The organism is Erythrobacter sp. HL-111 (assembly GCF_900105095.1).
GTDB lineage: Bacteria > Pseudomonadota > Alphaproteobacteria > Sphingomonadales > Sphingomonadaceae > Erythrobacter.
The window spans coordinates 528,074-544,125 of the sequence record NZ_LT629743.1 but is presented as its reverse complement, the minus strand read 5'-3'; the positions used below and the strand labels follow the sequence as shown (position 1 = coordinate 544,125).

Genomic DNA, 16,052 nt, shown 5'->3' with positions numbered 1-16,052 from the left:
CCGCACTTGCACCCCATGCAGGACAGGGAGATATTCGATGAGCGATACCGACACCACCAACGCCGACGCGCCGAAATCGGAGCCGGGCCGCGCCCGCGCGCTGCTTTCGACGGCGGACATGAAACTGCTGCGCCGCGCGCTCGAAAGCCACGCCCGCACGACCGAGGACCGCGAGGAACTCGCCAAGATCAACGCGCTGCACCACCGGCTCGGCACCTACGTGCCTTCGACCGAGTAAACGCCGGCCGCATTTCACCGGTTCTCCTGGGGAGGAGAAGACGGCCGTCGGATGCGGGGTTCGCCCCGCGCCCGGCGGCCGTTATTTTTGCGAAGCCCCTCCCCCGTCTCAGGAACGGCTTGGCGAGCGGTCAGGGAACCTTCGGAACGGGCGGGGAAATCACCCGCCCTGCTTCGCCAACAGGTCGAGCGTCGCTGCGGTCATCGCCTCGGTCGCGGTCGCGATCACGACCGGCGCGTCCGGCGCCCAGAAGGGCGAATGGAGGCTGACGAGTTCGACCTCGCCGCGCTGCGCCGCCTCGTATTCGTCCTGCGGCACCCCGCCGACCCAGAAGATGAGCGATTCGATGTTGTCCGGGTCCGCGCGGTAGAACTGGCCGAAATCCTCTCCGCCCATCACGCTCGGCACCTCGAACACGCGCTCGGGAAAGCGCTCTTTCAGCACCGCCATCACCTCCTCGGTGAATTCGGGCGTGTTGTAGGTCGAGGGCGTATAGGGCTCCTCCACCGTGACCTCGGGCAGCAGGTCCTCGGGCAGGCCCGCCGCGAGCGCTTCGGCCCGGGCGATGCGGCGGATGCCGTCGAGCAGCGCGGCCCGCGTGTCATCGCCATAGGAGCGGACGGTCAGTTGCAGCCTCGCCTCGTCGGGAATGATGTTGTGCTTGGTCCCGGCAAGGAAGCTGCCCACCGTCACCACCGCCGAATCGAGCGGGTTCGTCTCGCGGCTCACCAGCGTCTGCAGGCGCGTGACGATGCTCGCCGCGATCACGATCGGGTCCTTGGTCGTGTGTGGATAGGCGCCGTGCCCGCCGATGCCTTTCACCTTGATGTCGACGCTGTCGACATTCGCCAGCGCGTAGCCCTTGGAATAGCCGATCATGCCGGCAGGCGCCTGCGCCGCATCGTGGAAGCCGAGCACGTAGTCGGGCTTCGGGAACCGCTCGAACAGCCCGTCCTCGAGCATGGCGAGCGCGCCGAGGCCGAGTTCCTCGGCAGGCTGGAGGATCATGACGAGCGTGCCGGACCATTGATCGCGCCGCTCCGCCATGAGCTGCGCCGTGCCGACCCACGCGGCCATGTGCGTGTCATGGCCGCAGGCGTGCATGATCCCGCTTTCGACCCCGCTTTCGGGCGTGCCGCGCGCCTGCGACGCATAGGGCAGCCCGGTCTGTTCGGTCACGGGCAGCGCGTCCATGTCGGCGCGCAGCATGACGACCGGCCCCTCGCCGTTCCGCATCACCGCGACGACGCCGGTCTGGCCCACGCCCTCGGTCACCTCGAAGCCGAGTTCCCGGGCGCGCGCGGCGAGCTTCTTCGACGTTTCGAATTCCTGGAAGGAAAGTTCGGGATTGGCGTGGAGGTCCTGGTAAAGCTCGACGAGGCCGGGCATGTCCTCGCTCACCGCGTCTCGCAGCGCGTCGGCCTGCGCCGGCACCGCCATCGTCAATGCCAGCGCCGCGCCCGCCATCAGATGCTTCATCATCGTCTCGTCTCCCCGTTTCCTTGCCCCCGCCTCGCGCGGGATCGTCCGTCCGCGCGATCTTACACGCAGCGCCGCCCGATGAAAGCGCCCCTCATCCCATCCCGTAAAAGATCACCAGCAGGATCGAGAGCGTCGTCACCATCAGCGCCACCAGCGGGACCCCGGTGCGGATGTAGTCCGCGAATTCGTAGGAACCTTCCGCCATGATCAACATGTTGGTCTGGTAGGCGATCGGCGTCGCATAGCACAGGTTGCAGCCGAACAGCACGGCGAGCACCAGGGGTTCGGGCGGAAGGCCGAGCTGTTCGGCAATGCTGAAGGCGATCGGCGTGCCCACGGTCGCCGCGGTCGCGTTCGAGGCGAAATTGGTGAGCAGCGTGACGAAGATCATGATCGCGGCCAGCACCAGCGCGGGCGGCAGGAAGACGAGCGCGATCGAGAGCGTCTCTCCCAGCCACGCCGCCGCCCCGCTTTCAAGGACGATGCGCCCGATCGCGATGCTCGCCGCGACCAGCACGATCACCCTCGCCGACAGCGCCCGGCCCACGCGGTCGAACTTGACGCAGCCGGTCACGAACATCGCGATCGCCCCCATCAGCGCGGAAATCGCGATCGGGAGCTTGAGCAAGGTGATCCCCTCCGCCCCGATCCACGGGACCCCGATCGAGGCGGTGGCGATGGCCGTGCCCATGATGACCGCCGACAGCACCGCCTTCGAACGGCGCGGCAATTCGCGCGAGCCTTCGAGCAGGAGCAGGCTGTCGTTGCGGGCGAAGTTCTGGAGATCCTCCTCCAGCCCCATCACGAGCAGCACGTCGCCTTCGCGGATCCTGAGGTCGCCGCCCTCGGAATACTGGTCCTTCTCCCCCACGCCGAGCCGTTTGGGCCGGTGGACGCCGAGCACGGCGACCGAATAGAGATCGGCGATCCCAGAGGAAGGCAGCGTGCGGGCGATGAGGCGCGAATCCGCCGTCACCGTCATCTCGGCCGAGACGATGTCCTTGCCCTCCGCCCGGCTCATGCGGCGAATGCGATCGAGCACCCAGGTCGGCGCGAGTTCGCCCTTGAGCGCGCGGGTCGCCTCCTCCAGCGCATCGTGCGTGCCCGAGATGTGGAGTTTCTGCCGCGGCTGGAGCGCGCCGCTTGGCGGGTCGTGGAAGGTGATGTTGGCGGGCAGCTTGTCCTTGACCGCAGGCAGTTCGGAACCCGCCAGGATGCTGTCTACCCCGACCCGCAGGCGGGTGTGGAACATCCGCGGCGAAGCGTCGGGTTCGACGCTGTTGTCGCCGAGCAGGCGCGGCATGACGAGCCAGAGATAGGGCAGCGCGATCACCGCCGCGAACAGCACGATCGGGGTGAAGTGGAACACCCCCATCTCCTCCATCCCCAGGTCCATCGCGATCGAGGTGACGAGGATGTTGGTCGAGGTGCCGATGGTCGTCGCCATCCCGCCGATCAGCACCGCGGCGTTGAGCGGGATCAGCGTCTTGGAGGCCGGCATCGCCCCCTTCGCGGCGAGCGAGACGAAGATCGGCAGCAGCAGGACCAGAACCGGCGTGTCGTTCACCGCCATCGACAGGACCATGGCGATCAGCAGCGACACCAGCAGCCCGATCTGCAGGTTGAAGCGGAACACCTGTTCGAGAAACCGCGCCGCCGGCTCCAGCGCCCCGGTGACAACAAGGCCGCGGCCCATGATCATCAGCGCACAGATCGTGATGAGCGCGTAATGCCCGAAGCCGCCGAAGGCGAGTGCGATCCCGTCGGTCTTGCTCGTCCCCTCGAGCGGGAAGAACCACAGCCCGACCGCGATCACCGCGATCGTCATCAGGCTGACGATCTCGACCGACAGCCGGCCCCGCGCGAAGGCGACGAACATGGCGATAGTCACCGCCATGGCCGCGATGGCGTGATAGGATGGATAGGAAAGCATGGGTCCCCTCTGGAGCACTGCGGTGTTTCCAAACAGCGCGCAGAAGATCAAGCGAAATTGCAGCGCGGCAGGAGGAGGAACGGCGCGGCTTTCCGGGCCGTTGATGGGGCAGCAGCCGCCCCGCAGCCCCCAAGGAGACCGCCCCATGCCCGATCCCGCCATCACCATCGACCCCGCGACCGGCGAGGAACTGGAGCGCTACCCGCGCATGAGCGAGGCAGAAGCGAAGGCGGCGGTGGATCGCTGCCACGCGGCCTTCGAGGACTGGCGCCTCACCACCCACGAACACCGCGCCGGGGTGCTGCGCGCGCTCGGCAAGGCGCTGCGCGAACGCAAGGAAGAACTCGCGCAGATCATGAGCCGCGAGGTCGGCAAGCTGATCGGCGACAGCCGCGACGAAATCGACCTGTGCGCGGGCATCTGCGACTACACCGCCGAACAGGGGCCGAAGGAACTCGCCGAAGAGACACGCGATCCCGCGAACGCCAAGCGCGGGATCGTCACCTATCAGCCGATCGGCGTGATCTACGGCATCCAGCCCTGGAACTTTCCCGCCTACCAGGTGGTGCGTTATGCCATCGCCAACCTGATGACGGGCAATGGCGTGCTGCTCAAGCACGCCGAGAACTGCACCGGGAGCGGGCTCAGGCTGCGCGAGATTTTCGAGGACGCGGGGCTGCCCGAAAATCTCTTCACCGTGCTCGTGATCGACCACGATGTCTCCGACGCGATCATCGCGCACGACAAGGTCCGCGGGGTGACCCTGACCGGCAGCGACACGGCGGGAAGCGCGATCGCCGAACAGGCGGGCCGGCTCAACAAGAAGACCGTGCTCGAGCTGGGATCGAACGACGCCTATCTCGTGCTCGAGGATGCCGACGTGGATCTCGCCGCGAAGACCTGCGCCGCCGGGCGGCTCTACAACAACGGCGAGACCTGCATCAACGCCAAGCGGTTCATCGTGACCGATGCGGTGCATGACGAGTTCATGGAGAAGTTCACCGCCGCGATGGAGGCGGCGCGGCCGGGCGATCCCTTCGACGAGGAAACCGGCCTCGGTCCGATGGCGCGGGAGGACCTGCGCGAAAAGCTCCAGGCCCAGGTCGACGAAAGCATCGAAAAGGGCGCGCGCGTCGTCACCGGCTGCCAGATTCCCGAAGGCAGGGGCTGGTTCTACCCGCCGAGCATCCTTGCCGATGTCGCGCCGGGCCAGCCCGCCTATGACGACGAGTTGTTCGGCCCCGTCGCCTCGGTCATCCGCGCGAAGGACGACGAGGACGCGATGCGGCTCGCCAATGACAGCCGCTACGGCCTTGGCGGGGGCATCTTCTCGAAAGACGAGGATCGCGCGATCAGGCTCGCGGCGCAGCATTTCGATACCGGCATGGTGTTCGTGAACACCTTCGGGGTCGCCGACCCCTCGATGCCCTTCGGCGGGGTCAAGAATTCGGGCTATGGCCGCGAACACGGCGGCTGCGGGGTCAAGGAATTCGCCAACGCGAAGTCGATTTTCGTAGGCTAAGCGCCAGCTCCGACTTGCTGGCCCCCCGGCGCGAAGCGCCGCAAGGGCAACCGCCCGCCCGCAGCGATGCGACCTTCAGGTCGCGTGAGCGAGGACACCGCGGCCCGGATGGGCTGCGAAAATCAGAATCCAAATTCGCCTTTCGGGGAATCTGGTGCCCCTGGCCCGACTCGAACGGGCACTTCCGAAGAAAAGCGATTTTGAGTCGCTCGCGTCTACCATTCCGCCACAGGGGCCCGCCTCACCAAGCGGAGCGCGGCTGTTACCGCCAAGCCGGCGTCACTTCAAGGAATTCGCCAGCAGCTTGTGCAGCTTGGAATGCAGCGCGTCGTTCGCCGCCAGCACCTGCGCCGAATGGATCGGGGCCGAACGTCCGCGGTAATCGGTGACGAACCCCCCGGCCTCGCGCACCAGGAGGCAGCCTGCGGCCGTGTCCCAGTCCTGCAGGTGGCTTTCCCAGAAACCGTCGAAGCGCCCCTGCGCGACATAGGCCATGTCGAGCGAGGCGACCCCGAACCGGCGGATGCCCGCCACTTCGGGACCGATCGCGCCGAAGATCCGGCTCCATTCGGCAAAGTCGCCATGCCCCTGGAAGGGGATGCCCGTCGCGATCAGCGCGTCCGACAGGCGCGAGCGCGAGGAGACCCGCAGCCGCCCGTCGTGGAGCCACGCGCCGCGGCTTTTCTCGGCCCAGTAGGTGGCGTCCTCGATCGGGTGATAGACCAGCGCGGCGGTGACATCGCCCCAGCCCTTCCCGTCGAGCCGCGGTTCCTGCACCGCGATCGAAATCGCGAAATGCGGGATGCCGTGAAGGAAGTTGCTCGTCCCGTCGAGGGGATCGACGATCCAGCGCGGCTTGCCCGGATCGCCCTCGATCGTGCCCGCCTCCTCCATCACGAAGCCCCAGCCGGGCCGCGCCTGGCCGAGTTCGTCATAGAGCGTGCGCTCTGCGCGCATGTCGGCCTTGGACACGAAATCGGCCGGTCCCTTGCGGCTGACCTGGAGGTGTTCGACCTCGCCGAAATCGCGCCGCAAACGCCCGCCCGCCTTGCGCGCGGCGCGCTCCATCACCCGGACGAGGCCTGAAAATGTCGCCATATTGTCTTCCGTAAGGGCCGGCCGGCCGGCCGCCTGCCTAGCGCGGCTGCGCGGGCGCGCCGTCCGCCTCGTCGGCCGTCGGCTGATAGCCGCACACGCCCGCCATCACGCCGAGCATCACGCCGCTGTCGCTGCGGTCGAACCGCTCGGGATCGGCGGCGATCGCCTTGTCCATCGCGGTCGTGATATCGCGCATCGAATTGGAATAGATGCAGGCCATCAGGACGTTCTTGACGCCGTCTTCCACCTGTTCCGAATTCAGCGCCGACATCAGGAGGCTCATGTTCCGGACCGCGTTCTGGCGCGTTTCGGCATCGTCGGCGGGCGCTGCCTGGGCGGGCGGCGTGTCAGCCGGCGCCGGGGCCTCCTGCGCGAGCGCGAGCGCGGGCGTGCCCACTGCCGCGACTGCGAGAATGCTGGCGAAAGCCTTGGTGAAATGCTGTTTCAAGATACTAACTGGCCTTTCCGACATAAGTCTGTTCGTACACGTCGACCACGATCCGCGTGCCCGCCTCGATGTGCGGGGGGACCATGATGCGCACGCCGTTGTCGAGCACGGCGGGCTTGTAGCTCGAAGAGGCGGTCTGCCCCTTCACCACCGCGTCGGCTTCGACGATCTCGGCTTCGACCTGGCTCGGCAGTTCGACGCTGATCGGCTTTTCCTCCCACAACTCGAGGCTCACCTGCATCCCGTCCTGCAGGAACGGGCGGGCATCGCCCAGAAGATCAGAGGGAAGCGAGATCTGCTCGTAGGTGTCCTGGTCCATGAACACCAGCATGTCACCATCCTCGTAGAGGAACTGGTATTCGCGCGTGTCGAGCCGAACCCGCTCGACCGTGTCGGCGCTGCGGAAACGCACGTTGGTCTTGCGGCCGTCCTGCAGGTTCTTCATCTCGACCTGCATGTAGGCCCCGCCCTTGCCCGGCTGGGTATGCTGGATCTTGGCGACCTTCCAGATGCCGCCTTCGTATTCGAGGATGTTGCCGGGGCGAATATCGACGCCGCTGATCTTCATGGGGGCTGTTTGCCTTGCTCGAGGGGGTGGATGGAACGAATGCGGGCGGGGACGCGCGCTGCCGGGCCGCGCCCGACCTGAAACTGCGCGAGCGCCTGTAGCCGAGCCGCCGCGTCGGGGCAAGCGCGGCAATCCCGGCAATCCCGGCGGGGCGGTGCAGCGCGCGTTCATGGCGAATCGCCTAGCGGCCATGCGCTCGCGCTGCTAATCGCAGGGCCAGACGGGGACCACCATGAAAACTCGCTCGATCCTGCTCCTCAGCCTGCTTGCCGCGGGCATCGCCGCGGCAAGCCCGGGGGCCGCGCGCCAGGGCGAGGCCCCCGCCGCCGACGCGCACCGCGATCCGGGCGGGGCGCTGCGGACCCTCGCCCACGGGACCTGGCGCTGCGCGCTGCCCGGCGATGCGACGGGCGCGGCGTGGCAGCCGGTGCCGGAGGCCGATTTCACGGTCGGCCCGTCCTCGAGCTATCGAAGCGAGGCGGGCCGCGGGACCTATATCCTGCGCGGACGCCTCCTCGTCTTCACCCGCGGTCCGAAGAAGGGCGAGCGTTACGAGCAGGTCGGGAGCAACACGCTGCGTGCGATCGAGCCGGACGGGAGCACCGGGCGGCTCGTCTGCACGCGCCTGGGGACGACCGGATAGGCCCTGTTCGTCCCGTCACGCGGCCGCACGGGCAGGAGCCGCAGCGGACCGTCTCTTTGCATTTCTATTACAGGTTAAAGACTAAACCGTAACATACGGTCAGGTCTCGCGCATGGCACGAACGATAAACGTCTCGCTCATGCGGCTCCGCGTCTCCCGTTGGTCCTGCCTCGCGGTCATGCTGATCCTTCCGATCGGCCTGGTCGCCGATGTTGCCCTGGTCACCGGGCCGGGAGAGACGACCGAACAGGTCCTGCTGCGCTTCTCGCTCGCAACCGACCGCAGCGTGCCGACCTTCGTGGCTTCGATCCTCCTCCTGAGCTGCGCGGCGCTGCTGGCGCTGTCGGCCAAGGCCGAGGAAGCGGAGGGACACCGCCCCGCCTGGCCATGGTGGCTGCTGTCCGGGATATTCGCCGTGCTCGCGCTCGACGAGGTCGCGATGCTGCACGAACTTTCCGGGAGGGTGCTGGAACGGCTGGTCCCGCAGATCGACGCCCTGGGTCCGGCCTTCCACTATGCCTGGACACTCGTGGCGATCCCCGGCGTGCTGCTGCTGGCGGTCGTGCTCGCGCCGTGGTTCTTCGCGCTCGGTTCGCGCACCCGGCTCCTGTTCGGGACCTCCGCTGTCATGTTCCTTGGGGGCGCCGTGGGGCTCGAGATGGTCAATTCCGCCCTCGACGCGCAAATTGTCGCTCGCAACCTGGCCTATTCGCTCACGACGGTGGTGGAGGAATCGCTGGAATTCACGGGCGTCCTGCTGTTCCAGTTCGCGCTCCTGCGCCATCTCTCGACCAACCCCTTCGATCTCGCGGTGGATCTGCGCTGAAGCTTTCGGAACAAGCGGCGGGGGCTTTCCGTTGATCTGAGTAACCAATGGAAAAACCGGAGAAATCGTCATTACTGCACGCACCATCATCGCCGCTTCCTTCGCCCTTGCGATGCTGGCCGGCTGCACGACCGCCAGCCCGCGCGTGCTTTCAGCCGACGATTACAGCATCGCGCTCAGGGTGAAGGACGAAAACCAGCGCGCCGCGCGCGACGAAGCGCGCGATTATTGCGGCGAGCGCAACCGCGAGGCGCGCCTGCGCAGCGTGACCCCGACCGGCGACGATCGCACGGTGCTGACCTTCGGTTGCGTCTGAGCCCGATCAGCCGCGGCCAAGCGCCTCCCGGAAGGCCGTGATCGCCCGAACTTCGTCGCCGGCCCACACTCCCCCCGAAACCGCGAGGAAATCCGCCCCCGCTTCGGCGAGCGGGCGGCAATTGGCCGGGGTGATGCCGCCGATGGCGACGCAGGGGATTTCGAACAGCCGCGCCCACCATGACAGCAATTCGGGCTCGGGCCGTTCGGCATCCGGCCCCTTGTCCTTGGTGGCGGAGGGATGGAAGGCGCCGAACGCCACGTAATCCGCACCCGCCTCGCCCGCTTCCATCGCGAGGTGTTTCGACGCGTGGCAGGTCACGCCGATCTGCGCCTCCCGCCCGAGCGCCTCGCGCGCTTCCCGGGGCGATTCGTCCTCCTGCCCCAGGTGCACGCCGTCGGCCCTGAGCCGCTTCGCCAGCGCGATGCTGTCATTGACGATGAAGGCAACCTCGCGCGCGGCGCAGATTTCCTGCAGCGGCGCGGCGAGCCGGGCCGCCTCGTGCTGATCGACGTCTTTCACCCGGAACTGGAAGGCGGTGACGAGCCCGCGCCCGGCATCGAGCGCCCGTTCGAGCCGATCGGGGAACGTCCCGCCGACATCGAGCGGGGAGATGAGGTAAAGCTGGGTATCGGGTTGGTGCACGCTCATGCCCGATCCCATAGCGCGGCGCGCGCGGAACGCCAGACCGCAGGCCGCGAAGGGCTGGCTAGGCGCTCGCCGCGGCGATCTTGTCGATCGCCTCGCCAAGGGCCTTGTTGAACTCCTCGTCCGACTGGTCCTTGCGGAGATCCTGGAGGAGCCCGCGCGAGAAGCTCGCGATCATGCCGGGGTTCCGCGCAAGGTGTTCGCAGGCCTCGTCGGTCGAATAGCCGCCCGAAAGCGCCAGGACCCGCAGCACCCCGGGATGGTCGACCAGCCCGCCATAGAGCCCCGCCTTGACCGGGATCGAGAGCTTGAGCATCACCTGCCGGCCTTCGGGAAGCGCATCGAGCTGCTTCAGGATTTCGGCAAGGAGGATTTCCTCGCCCCCGGCGCGGTCTTCGGCGTTGATGTCGTATTCGGGCTCGATGATCGGCATCAGCCCGGCATCTAGGATGGTGTTCCCGACTTCGAACTGCTGCGCGACGATCGCCGCGATGCCGGCCGGGTTCGCCGACTTGATGACCGAGCGCATCTTGGTCCCGAACATGCCCTTGGCGACGGATTTCTCGAGCAGCGCGGGAAGCTTGTCCAGCGGCTTCATCAGCTGCACCCCGTCCGCTTCGTCGGCGAGGCCCTGGTCGACCTTGATGAAGGGGACGATGCCGCGGCTTTTCAGCGCATCGCCGGTGGGCTTGCCTTCGACTTCGCCGTCCATCGTCTTTTCGAACAGGATCGCGCCCAGCACCTTGCCCTCGCCGAAGCAGGGCGCGGTGATGACGCGCGCGCGCATGGCGTGGATCGCAGCAAACATCTCGTCCTCGTCCGACCATTCGCCGTCCTCGACCCCGTAGCCGCGCAGCGCCTTGGGCGTGGAGCCGCCCGACTGGTCGAGCGCGGCGATGAACCCTGCCCCGGTGGCGATGCGGGCGGTCATTTGGTCGGTGTTCATGGCTGGTATCGAAGCCCCCTCATTGGCCGTCTGTCGTCTGACTGCGGGCCTTAGCCAGCGCCCCCCGATGCTGCAATGCCGCAAATGTCAGCGTGCGGCGAGCCGCCGGATGATCCCGGTGAAGGACAGCGCCGGCCTGCCGTCGCCCGTGACGATGCCGCGCACGAAGATCGTCTTGCCCCCGCCGCGCGTCACCTCGCCGCGCGCCTCGACCAGCGCGCCCGGCGCGACCGCGCCGAGGAAATCGCCCGACAGGTTGACCGTCACCGCGTTGTCATCGCCCAACTCGTCCGCAGCGATCGCGAAGAGCGCGAAATCGGCGAAGGTGAGAAGGCACCCGCCGTGCATGAAACCCGCCGCGTTCATGTGCCGCTGCTCCGCGCGGAAGGCGCAGACCTGCCCCCCGCCCTCTTCGCGCCGGCGGTAGAACGGGCCCGAGCGATGCTCGTAGGGATCGCCCGGCCAGTAGGACCAGCCGGCGAACTCGCCTTCGCTCGCGATCGTGGGTGCGCCGTATCCTTCGTTTTCGCTCATGCTTCCGTCTCCCTTTCGTCAGCGCCACAACTGGAGCGCGCGGATCGCGTCCGAAAACGTCCTGTCGGCCTCGACCGGGGCGAGGCTGCGCTCGGCAAGCTTCCAGCGGCGCCCGATCCGGCCCCGGCGCCACAGATCGGTGAGGAGGAAGCCCCCGCTCCAGCTGCCCCGGCCCAGAGCCAGCTCGAGTTCGGCATGGCCGGTGAACCAGACGTTGCCGCCGTGACGGCGCGCGGTCACCTCGCGCAGGCGGAAACCGGTCAGCGCGAAACCCCGCCCGGCCGCAAGGAAGCTCGCCCGGTCAAGCAGGACCGGCGGGGCCGTGCCGAACATCAGCACGCAATCGGCTGCGAGATGGGACTTGAGCGCGCGGCGGTCGGCCTCCATCCAGGCGCGCATCAGCGCGATCTCCAGCGCCTCGAACTCGGGCGTGACATCGGCCACCCGGCGCGCGCCCGCGTCAGGAACGAAGCGCCGCGACGCCGGGCAGCGTCTTGCCCTCCATCCATTCGAGGAAGGCCCCGCCCGCGGTCGAGATATAGGTGAAATCCTCAGTCACCCCGGCCTGCGCGAGCGCCGCGACGGTGTCGCCCCCGCCCGCCACGCTGGTGAGCGAGCCTTCCTTGGTCAGCGCCGCCGCAGTCCGCGCGAGGGTCATGGTGGCGGTGTCGAAAGGCTCGGTCTCGAACGCGCCGAGCGGCCCGTTCCAGACGAGCGTGCGGCAGGTCTTGAGCACGTCGGCGAGCGCTTCGGTCGCCTGCGGGCCGAGGTCGAGGATCATCTCGTCCCCAGCCACTTCATGGACGTTGCAGGTTCGCATCGATGCGGGGTTGGCGGCGAATTCGGTCGCGACGACCACGTCGTAGGGCAGATGCACGGTGCAGCCCGCGTGGTCCGCCTCGTCCATGATCCTCGACGCGGTGTCCGTCAGGTCGTGCTCGCACAGCGACTTGCCGACATCGACCCCGCGCGCGGCGAGGAAGGTGTTCGCCATGCCCCCGCCGATGATGAGGTGCTGGACGCGGGAGACGAGGTTCTCGAGCACGGCGAGCTTGGTGGAGACCTTGGCCCCGCCAACCACCGCCGCGACGGGGGGTTCGGGATTGCCGAGCGCCGCGTCGAGCGCCTTGAGCTCCGCCTCCATCGAACGGCCGGCATAGGCCGGGAGGCGGTGCGCGATCCCCTCCGTCGAGGCGTGGGCGCGGTGCGACACGGAAAAGGCGTCGTTGACGTAGAAATCGCCCGCCGCCGCGAGGCCGTCGGCGAATTCGGCGTCGTTCGCTTCCTCGCCCGGCCAGAAGCGCGTGTTTTCGAGGAGCCCGATATCGCCCGCGCGCAGGATGCCGATCGACTGTTCGACCACCGGGCCCATCACCTCGGGGATGAACATGATCTCCTTGCCGATCACCTTCTCGACATCGCCCACGACATAGCTCGTCGACAGGGTCGAGTGGCGCTGACCCTTGGGCCGGCCGAAATGGGCGAGCAGGAGCACCTTCGCGCCGCGCTGCGCGAGTTCGAGGATGGTGGGCTTCACCGCCTCGACCCGCGTCACGTCGCTCGCCGAACCTTCCTTCATCGGCAGGTTGAGATCGACCCGCACCAGCGCGACCTTGCCGGTGAGGTCGTCGGCAAGGTCGTCGAGCGTCCTGAACGTGCTCATGCTCATCCCTCCCGGGCAGCGATCAAAGGAACTTCGCCATCACCCCGGCGGTGTCGATCATGCGGTTCGAGAAGCCCCATTCATTGTCGTACCAGCTGACCACGCGGGCGAGCTGGCCTTCCATCACGCTGGTTTCGAGGCTGTCGACGGTCGAGCTCGCCGGATAGTGGTTGAAGTCCGAGGAGACGAGCGGCTGGTCGGTGTAGTCGAGCACGCCCTTCATCGGGCCATCGGCGGCCGCCTTGAGCGCGGCGTTGAGCTCTTCCTTCGAAGTTTCCCTGCCCGGCACGAAGACGAGATCGACCAGACTGACGTTCGGCGTCGGCACGCGCACGCTCGACCCGTCGAGCTTGCCGTTCAGTTCCGGCAGGACCAGGCCCACCGCGCGCGCGGCCCCGGTCGTGGTGGGGATCATGTTCGCCGCCCCCGCCCGCGCCCGGCGCAGGTCCTTGTGGATCTGGTCGAGCATCCGCTGGTCGTTGGTGTAGGAATGGATCGTCGTCATGAAGCCGCGGGTGATGCCGACGGTATCGTGCAGCACCTTGGCGACCGGCGCGAGGCAGTTGGTCGTGCAGCTCGCGTTGGATACGATGTCGTCCTCGGCCGTCAGGCTGTCGTGGTTGACGCCGAAGACGATGGTCTTGGACACGCCCGATGCGGGAGCCGAGATCAGGACCTTCTTCGCGCCGGCGGCGATGTGCGGGCGGCTCGCCTCGTCCGACTGGAAGAAGCCGGTGCATTCGAGGACGATCTCCACACCCATGTCGCCATGGGGCAGCTTGCCCGGATCGCGTTCGGCGGTGACCGCGATGCGCCTGCCGTTGACCGTGATCGAGCTGTCGTCCGAACTCACCTCGCCGTCGAAGCGGCCATGGACGCTGTCATGGGCGAAGAGGAGCGCGTTCGACTTCGCATCAGCAAGGTCGTTGATCGAGACGAGCTCGAGGTCGTGATCGCCCCGCTCGAGGATCGCGCGCGCCACCAGCCGCCCGATGCGGCCAAAACCGTTGATCGCAACTTTCGTCGCCATATCCTTGAAACTCCTGCTTATCCGTTGAGTTTTTCGCTGATCGCGGAGGCGACCCGCTCGGCGGTGAAGCCGAAATGCTCGAACAGGTCCTTGGCCGGGGCGGACGCGCCGAACCGGTCGAGGCCGAGAGTCAGCCCGCGCGGGAAGGCGCGGTTCGAGGTGTAGCGTTCCCAGCCGAACGTGCTCGCCGCCTCGAGGCTGACGATAAGCGCATCGTCGGGAAGGAGCCCGGCGCGGTATTCCTCCGCCTGTTCGTCGAACAATTCGGTCGAAACCATCGAGACGACATCGACCCCCAGCCCCTCGGCCTCGAGCGCGTCGGCCGCATCGATCGCGAGCGCGACCTCCGAACCGCTGGCGAGGATCACGACCTTCCTGGAGTTCGTCGCCTCGCGCACCCGGTAGCCGCCGCGCGCGCAGGGATTGTCCTCGCGCGCATCCACCCGCAACGGGCGCAGCCCCTGGCGAGACAGGGCGAGCACGGTCGGCCGATCCTGCTGGGCGAGCGCGACCTGCCAGCACTCGGCGGTCTCGACCGCATCGGCCGGGCGCATCACGAGGAGGTTCGGGATCGCCCGCAGGCTGGCGAGGTGCTCGATCGGCTGATGGGTCGGCCCGTCCTCGCCCAGGCCGATGCTGTCATGCGTCATGACGTAGATCACGCGCGCCTGCTGCAGGGCGGAGAGGCGGATCGCCCCGCGGGCATAGTCGGTGAAGACGAGGAAGGTCCCGCCATAGGGAATCACCCCGCCATGCAGCGCCATGCCGTTCATCGCCGCAGCCATGCCGAATTCGCGGATGCCGTAATAGATGTACCGGCCCGATGGATCGTCGGCGGTGAAGGGAGCGATGCCGCCCGCCTTGGTGTTGTTCGACCCGGTGAGGTCCGCGCTCCCGCCGATCAGTTCGGGCACGGCCGGGTTGATCACCTCGAGCGCCATCTCGCTCGCCTTGCGGGTCGCGACGCCCTGCGGATCGGCGACGAGCTGCGCGATGTGCTGCTCGAACACGCCCGTTTCGGGCAGCCTGCCCGCCATGCGCCGTTCAAATTCGGCTCGGTCATCGCTTTGCTGCAGGCGCAGTTCCCAGTCGCCCAGCGCCATGCGGCCCGCATCCGCCGTGCGGCGCCAGTCGGTCAGCACGTCCTGCGGGAGTTCGAAGGGTTCGTGTTCCCAGCCCAGCATCTCGCGCGTGGCGGCGATTTCCTGCGCGCCGAGGGGGGCGCCGTGGGTCGCGGCGGTGCCCTGCTTGTTGGGCGAGCCCTTGCCGATCACGGTGCGGCAGGCGACGAGCGAGGGGCGGCCCGCCTCCTTCGCTTCGGTAATGGCGCGGTCGATGTCGTCGAAATCGTGCCCGTCGCATTCGACCACGTGCCACCCGGTCGCCTCGTAGCGTGCCTTGATGTCCTCCGAGGTCGACAGGTCGGTCGCCCCGTCGATGGTGATGCGGTTGTCGTCCCACAGCACGATCAGCTTGCCGAGATGGAGATGGCCCGCAAGCCCGATGGCCTCGTGGTTGATGCCTTCCATCAGGCAGCCGTCGCCCGCGATCACCCAGGTCCGGTGATCGACGAGGTCGTCGCCGAACACGGCGTTGAGATGCCGCTCCGCGATCGCCATGCCCACCGCCATCGCGAGCCCCTGGCCGAGCGGGCCGGTGGTGCATTCGATCGCTTCGAGCAGGAAGTTTTCGGGATGGCCCGCGCACGGGCTGCCCAGCTGGCGGAAATTGCGGATGTCGTCGATCGTCGGCCGGGCATGGCCGGTCAGGTGAAGCAGCGCATAGACCAGCATCGAGCCATGGCCCGCCGACAGCACGAAGCGGTCGCGATCGGGCCAGTCGGGGCGCGCGGGGTCGAACTTGACATGACGGTCGAACAGGACGGTCGCGACATCGGCCATGCCCATCGGCATTCCGGGGTGGCCCGAATTGGCGGCCTGGACCGCGTCCATCGAAAGCGCGCGGATCGCGTTCGCCATGCGCTGGAGCCGGGCAGTGTCTGTCGTCATCGCGGGGTAAGCCTCCTGCTGGCGCCGCTGGATTGGGGGGGGATCGCGGGCACGCCCCGTTCGCCCGTGTCGCCCGCCCTGCCCCGGGTAAGGCCGGGCGATTCGATCCCTCGTCGAGATTGCGCGCTGCCATTGCCGAGCCTTCCCG

The 16,052-nt window shown here is 67.7% G+C and carries 17 protein-coding genes and 1 tRNA gene; 5 read left to right on the top strand and 13 right to left on the bottom strand.

What is annotated here, in order from left to right:
• The first annotated feature begins 37 nt into the window (after window positions 1–37).
• On the top strand, window positions 38–238 hold the full coding sequence (locus BLU08_RS02630; protein ID WP_090194869.1) for a hypothetical protein: 201 nt from the start codon (window positions 38–40) through the stop codon (window positions 236–238).
• A gap of 159 nt (window positions 239–397) precedes the next feature.
• On the opposite strand, the gene BLU08_RS02625 is transcribed toward BLU08_RS02630, so the two are convergent.
• Window positions 398–1,720 (bottom strand): amidohydrolase, encoded by a 1,323-nt coding sequence (locus BLU08_RS02625; protein ID WP_090194864.1) that lies wholly within the window; start codon window positions 1,718–1,720, stop codon window positions 398–400.
• A 91-nt stretch (window positions 1,721–1,811) separates the two neighbouring features.
• The gene (locus BLU08_RS02620) at window positions 1,812–3,653 is read right to left on the bottom strand and encodes an SLC13 family permease (RefSeq protein WP_090194861.1); all 1,842 of its coding nucleotides are present in this window, start codon (window positions 3,651–3,653) and stop codon (window positions 1,812–1,814) included.
• A 145-nt stretch (window positions 3,654–3,798) separates the two neighbouring features.
• On the opposite strand from BLU08_RS02620, the gene BLU08_RS02615 reads away from it, so the two are divergent.
• Window positions 3,799–5,175, top strand: a complete 1,377-nt coding sequence (locus BLU08_RS02615) for an NAD-dependent succinate-semialdehyde dehydrogenase (protein ID WP_090194857.1) — start codon at window positions 3,799–3,801, stop codon at window positions 5,173–5,175.
• 152 nt (window positions 5,176–5,327) lie between these two features.
• On the opposite strand, the gene BLU08_RS02610 is transcribed toward BLU08_RS02615, so the two are convergent.
• The 4 genes from BLU08_RS02610 to efp all read right to left on the bottom strand — a co-directional run bounded on the left by BLU08_RS02610 (window position 5,328) and on the right by efp (window position 7,289).
• A tRNA-Leu gene (locus BLU08_RS02610) sits at window positions 5,328–5,411 on the bottom strand.
• Window positions 5,412–5,454: 43 nt separating this feature from the next.
• Window positions 5,455–6,273, bottom strand: a complete 819-nt coding sequence (locus BLU08_RS02605) for an inositol monophosphatase family protein (protein ID WP_090194854.1) — start codon at window positions 6,271–6,273, stop codon at window positions 5,455–5,457.
• Window positions 6,274–6,310: 37 nt separating this feature from the next.
• Window positions 6,311–6,721 (bottom strand): hypothetical protein, encoded by a 411-nt coding sequence (locus BLU08_RS02600; RefSeq protein WP_090194849.1) that lies wholly within the window; start codon window positions 6,719–6,721, stop codon window positions 6,311–6,313.
• Window positions 6,722–6,725: 4 nt separating this feature from the next.
• Window positions 6,726–7,289: an elongation factor P gene (gene efp, locus BLU08_RS02595; protein ID WP_090194844.1), complete on the bottom strand. Its 564-nt coding sequence runs from the start codon at window positions 7,287–7,289 to the stop codon at window positions 6,726–6,728.
• A gap of 232 nt (window positions 7,290–7,521) precedes the next feature.
• Between efp and BLU08_RS02590 the strand changes: the two genes are divergently transcribed.
• The 3 genes from BLU08_RS02590 (at window position 7,522) to BLU08_RS02580 (ending at window position 9,074) form a co-directional block, all read left to right on the top strand.
• Window positions 7,522–7,932, top strand: coding sequence for a hypothetical protein (locus tag BLU08_RS02590; RefSeq protein WP_090194840.1), 411 nt, complete (start codon window positions 7,522–7,524; stop codon window positions 7,930–7,932).
• 112 nt (window positions 7,933–8,044) lie between these two features.
• Window positions 8,045–8,758 carry a hypothetical protein gene (locus BLU08_RS02585; RefSeq protein WP_157674432.1) on the top strand — a complete coding sequence of 238 codons (714 nt, stop codon included), beginning with the start codon at window positions 8,045–8,047 and terminating at the stop codon, window positions 8,756–8,758.
• A 145-nt stretch (window positions 8,759–8,903) separates the two neighbouring features.
• A complete protein-coding gene (locus BLU08_RS02580; RefSeq protein ID WP_172800965.1) occupies window positions 8,904–9,074 on the top strand; it encodes a hypothetical protein in 171 nt (56 codons plus the stop codon).
• A gap of 6 nt (window positions 9,075–9,080) precedes the next feature.
• On the opposite strand, the gene thiE is transcribed toward BLU08_RS02580, so the two are convergent.
• The 7 genes from thiE to tkt all read right to left on the bottom strand — a co-directional run bounded on the left by thiE (window position 9,081) and on the right by tkt (window position 15,904).
• Window positions 9,081–9,725, bottom strand: coding sequence for a thiamine phosphate synthase (gene thiE, locus BLU08_RS02575; protein ID WP_090200907.1), 645 nt, complete (start codon window positions 9,723–9,725; stop codon window positions 9,081–9,083).
• A 58-nt stretch (window positions 9,726–9,783) separates the two neighbouring features.
• Window positions 9,784–10,668, bottom strand: coding sequence for a fructose bisphosphate aldolase (locus BLU08_RS02570; RefSeq protein ID WP_090194827.1), 885 nt, complete (start codon window positions 10,666–10,668; stop codon window positions 9,784–9,786).
• Window positions 10,669–10,755: 87 nt separating this feature from the next.
• The gene (locus BLU08_RS02565) at window positions 10,756–11,202 is read right to left on the bottom strand and encodes a PaaI family thioesterase (protein ID WP_090194822.1); all 447 of its coding nucleotides are present in this window, start codon (window positions 11,200–11,202) and stop codon (window positions 10,756–10,758) included.
• Between the two features lie 18 nt (window positions 11,203–11,220).
• On the bottom strand, window positions 11,221–11,646 hold the full coding sequence (locus BLU08_RS02560; RefSeq protein WP_090194819.1) for a DUF4440 domain-containing protein: 426 nt from the start codon (window positions 11,644–11,646) through the stop codon (window positions 11,221–11,223).
• A gap of 16 nt (window positions 11,647–11,662) precedes the next feature.
• Window positions 11,663–12,865 (bottom strand): phosphoglycerate kinase, encoded by a 1,203-nt coding sequence (gene pgk / locus BLU08_RS02555; protein ID WP_090200904.1) that lies wholly within the window; start codon window positions 12,863–12,865, stop codon window positions 11,663–11,665.
• Between the two features lie 22 nt (window positions 12,866–12,887).
• Window positions 12,888–13,895: a type I glyceraldehyde-3-phosphate dehydrogenase gene (gene gap, locus BLU08_RS02550; RefSeq protein ID WP_090194814.1), complete on the bottom strand. Its 1,008-nt coding sequence runs from the start codon at window positions 13,893–13,895 to the stop codon at window positions 12,888–12,890.
• 17 nt (window positions 13,896–13,912) lie between these two features.
• Entirely contained in the window at window positions 13,913–15,904 is a 1,992-nt protein-coding gene (tkt, locus tag BLU08_RS02545) for a transketolase (protein ID WP_090194810.1), read from the bottom strand.
• Window positions 15,905–16,052: the final 148 nt, after the last annotated feature.

Excerpts from the sequence above, each read along its gene's own strand:
- gap (WP_090194814.1), bottom strand. The coding sequence starts at position 13,895 with ATGGCGACGAAAGTTGCGATCAACGGTTTTGGCCGCATCGGGCGGCTG.
- BLU08_RS02620 (WP_090194861.1), bottom strand. The coding sequence starts at position 3,653 with ATGCTTTCCTATCCATCCTATCACGCCATCGCGGCCATGGCGGTGACT.
- BLU08_RS02590 (WP_090194840.1), top strand. The coding sequence starts at position 7,522 with ATGAAAACTCGCTCGATCCTGCTCCTCAGCCTGCTTGCCGCGGGCATC.
- BLU08_RS02565 (WP_090194822.1), bottom strand. The coding sequence starts at position 11,202 with ATGAGCGAAAACGAAGGATACGGCGCACCCACGATCGCGAGCGAAGGC.
- BLU08_RS02630 (WP_090194869.1), top strand. The coding sequence starts at position 38 with ATGAGCGATACCGACACCACCAACGCCGACGCGCCGAAATCGGAGCCG.
- BLU08_RS02570 (WP_090194827.1), bottom strand. The coding sequence starts at position 10,668 with ATGAACACCGACCAAATGACCGCCCGCATCGCCACCGGGGCAGGGTTC.
- BLU08_RS02585 (WP_157674432.1), top strand. The coding sequence starts at position 8,045 with ATGGCACGAACGATAAACGTCTCGCTCATGCGGCTCCGCGTCTCCCGT.
- BLU08_RS02615 (WP_090194857.1), top strand. The coding sequence starts at position 3,799 with ATGCCCGATCCCGCCATCACCATCGACCCCGCGACCGGCGAGGAACTG.
- BLU08_RS02625 (WP_090194864.1), bottom strand. The coding sequence starts at position 1,720 with ATGATGAAGCATCTGATGGCGGGCGCGGCGCTGGCATTGACGATGGCG.
- BLU08_RS02605 (WP_090194854.1), bottom strand. The coding sequence starts at position 6,273 with ATGGCGACATTTTCAGGCCTCGTCCGGGTGATGGAGCGCGCCGCGCGC.
- efp (WP_090194844.1), bottom strand. The coding sequence starts at position 7,289 with ATGAAGATCAGCGGCGTCGATATTCGCCCCGGCAACATCCTCGAATAC.
- pgk (WP_090200904.1), bottom strand. The coding sequence starts at position 12,865 with ATGAGCACGTTCAGGACGCTCGACGACCTTGCCGACGACCTCACCGGC.
- tkt (WP_090194810.1), bottom strand. The coding sequence starts at position 15,904 with ATGACGACAGACACTGCCCGGCTCCAGCGCATGGCGAACGCGATCCGC.
- thiE (WP_090200907.1), bottom strand. The coding sequence starts at position 9,725 with ATGAGCGTGCACCAACCCGATACCCAGCTTTACCTCATCTCCCCGCTC.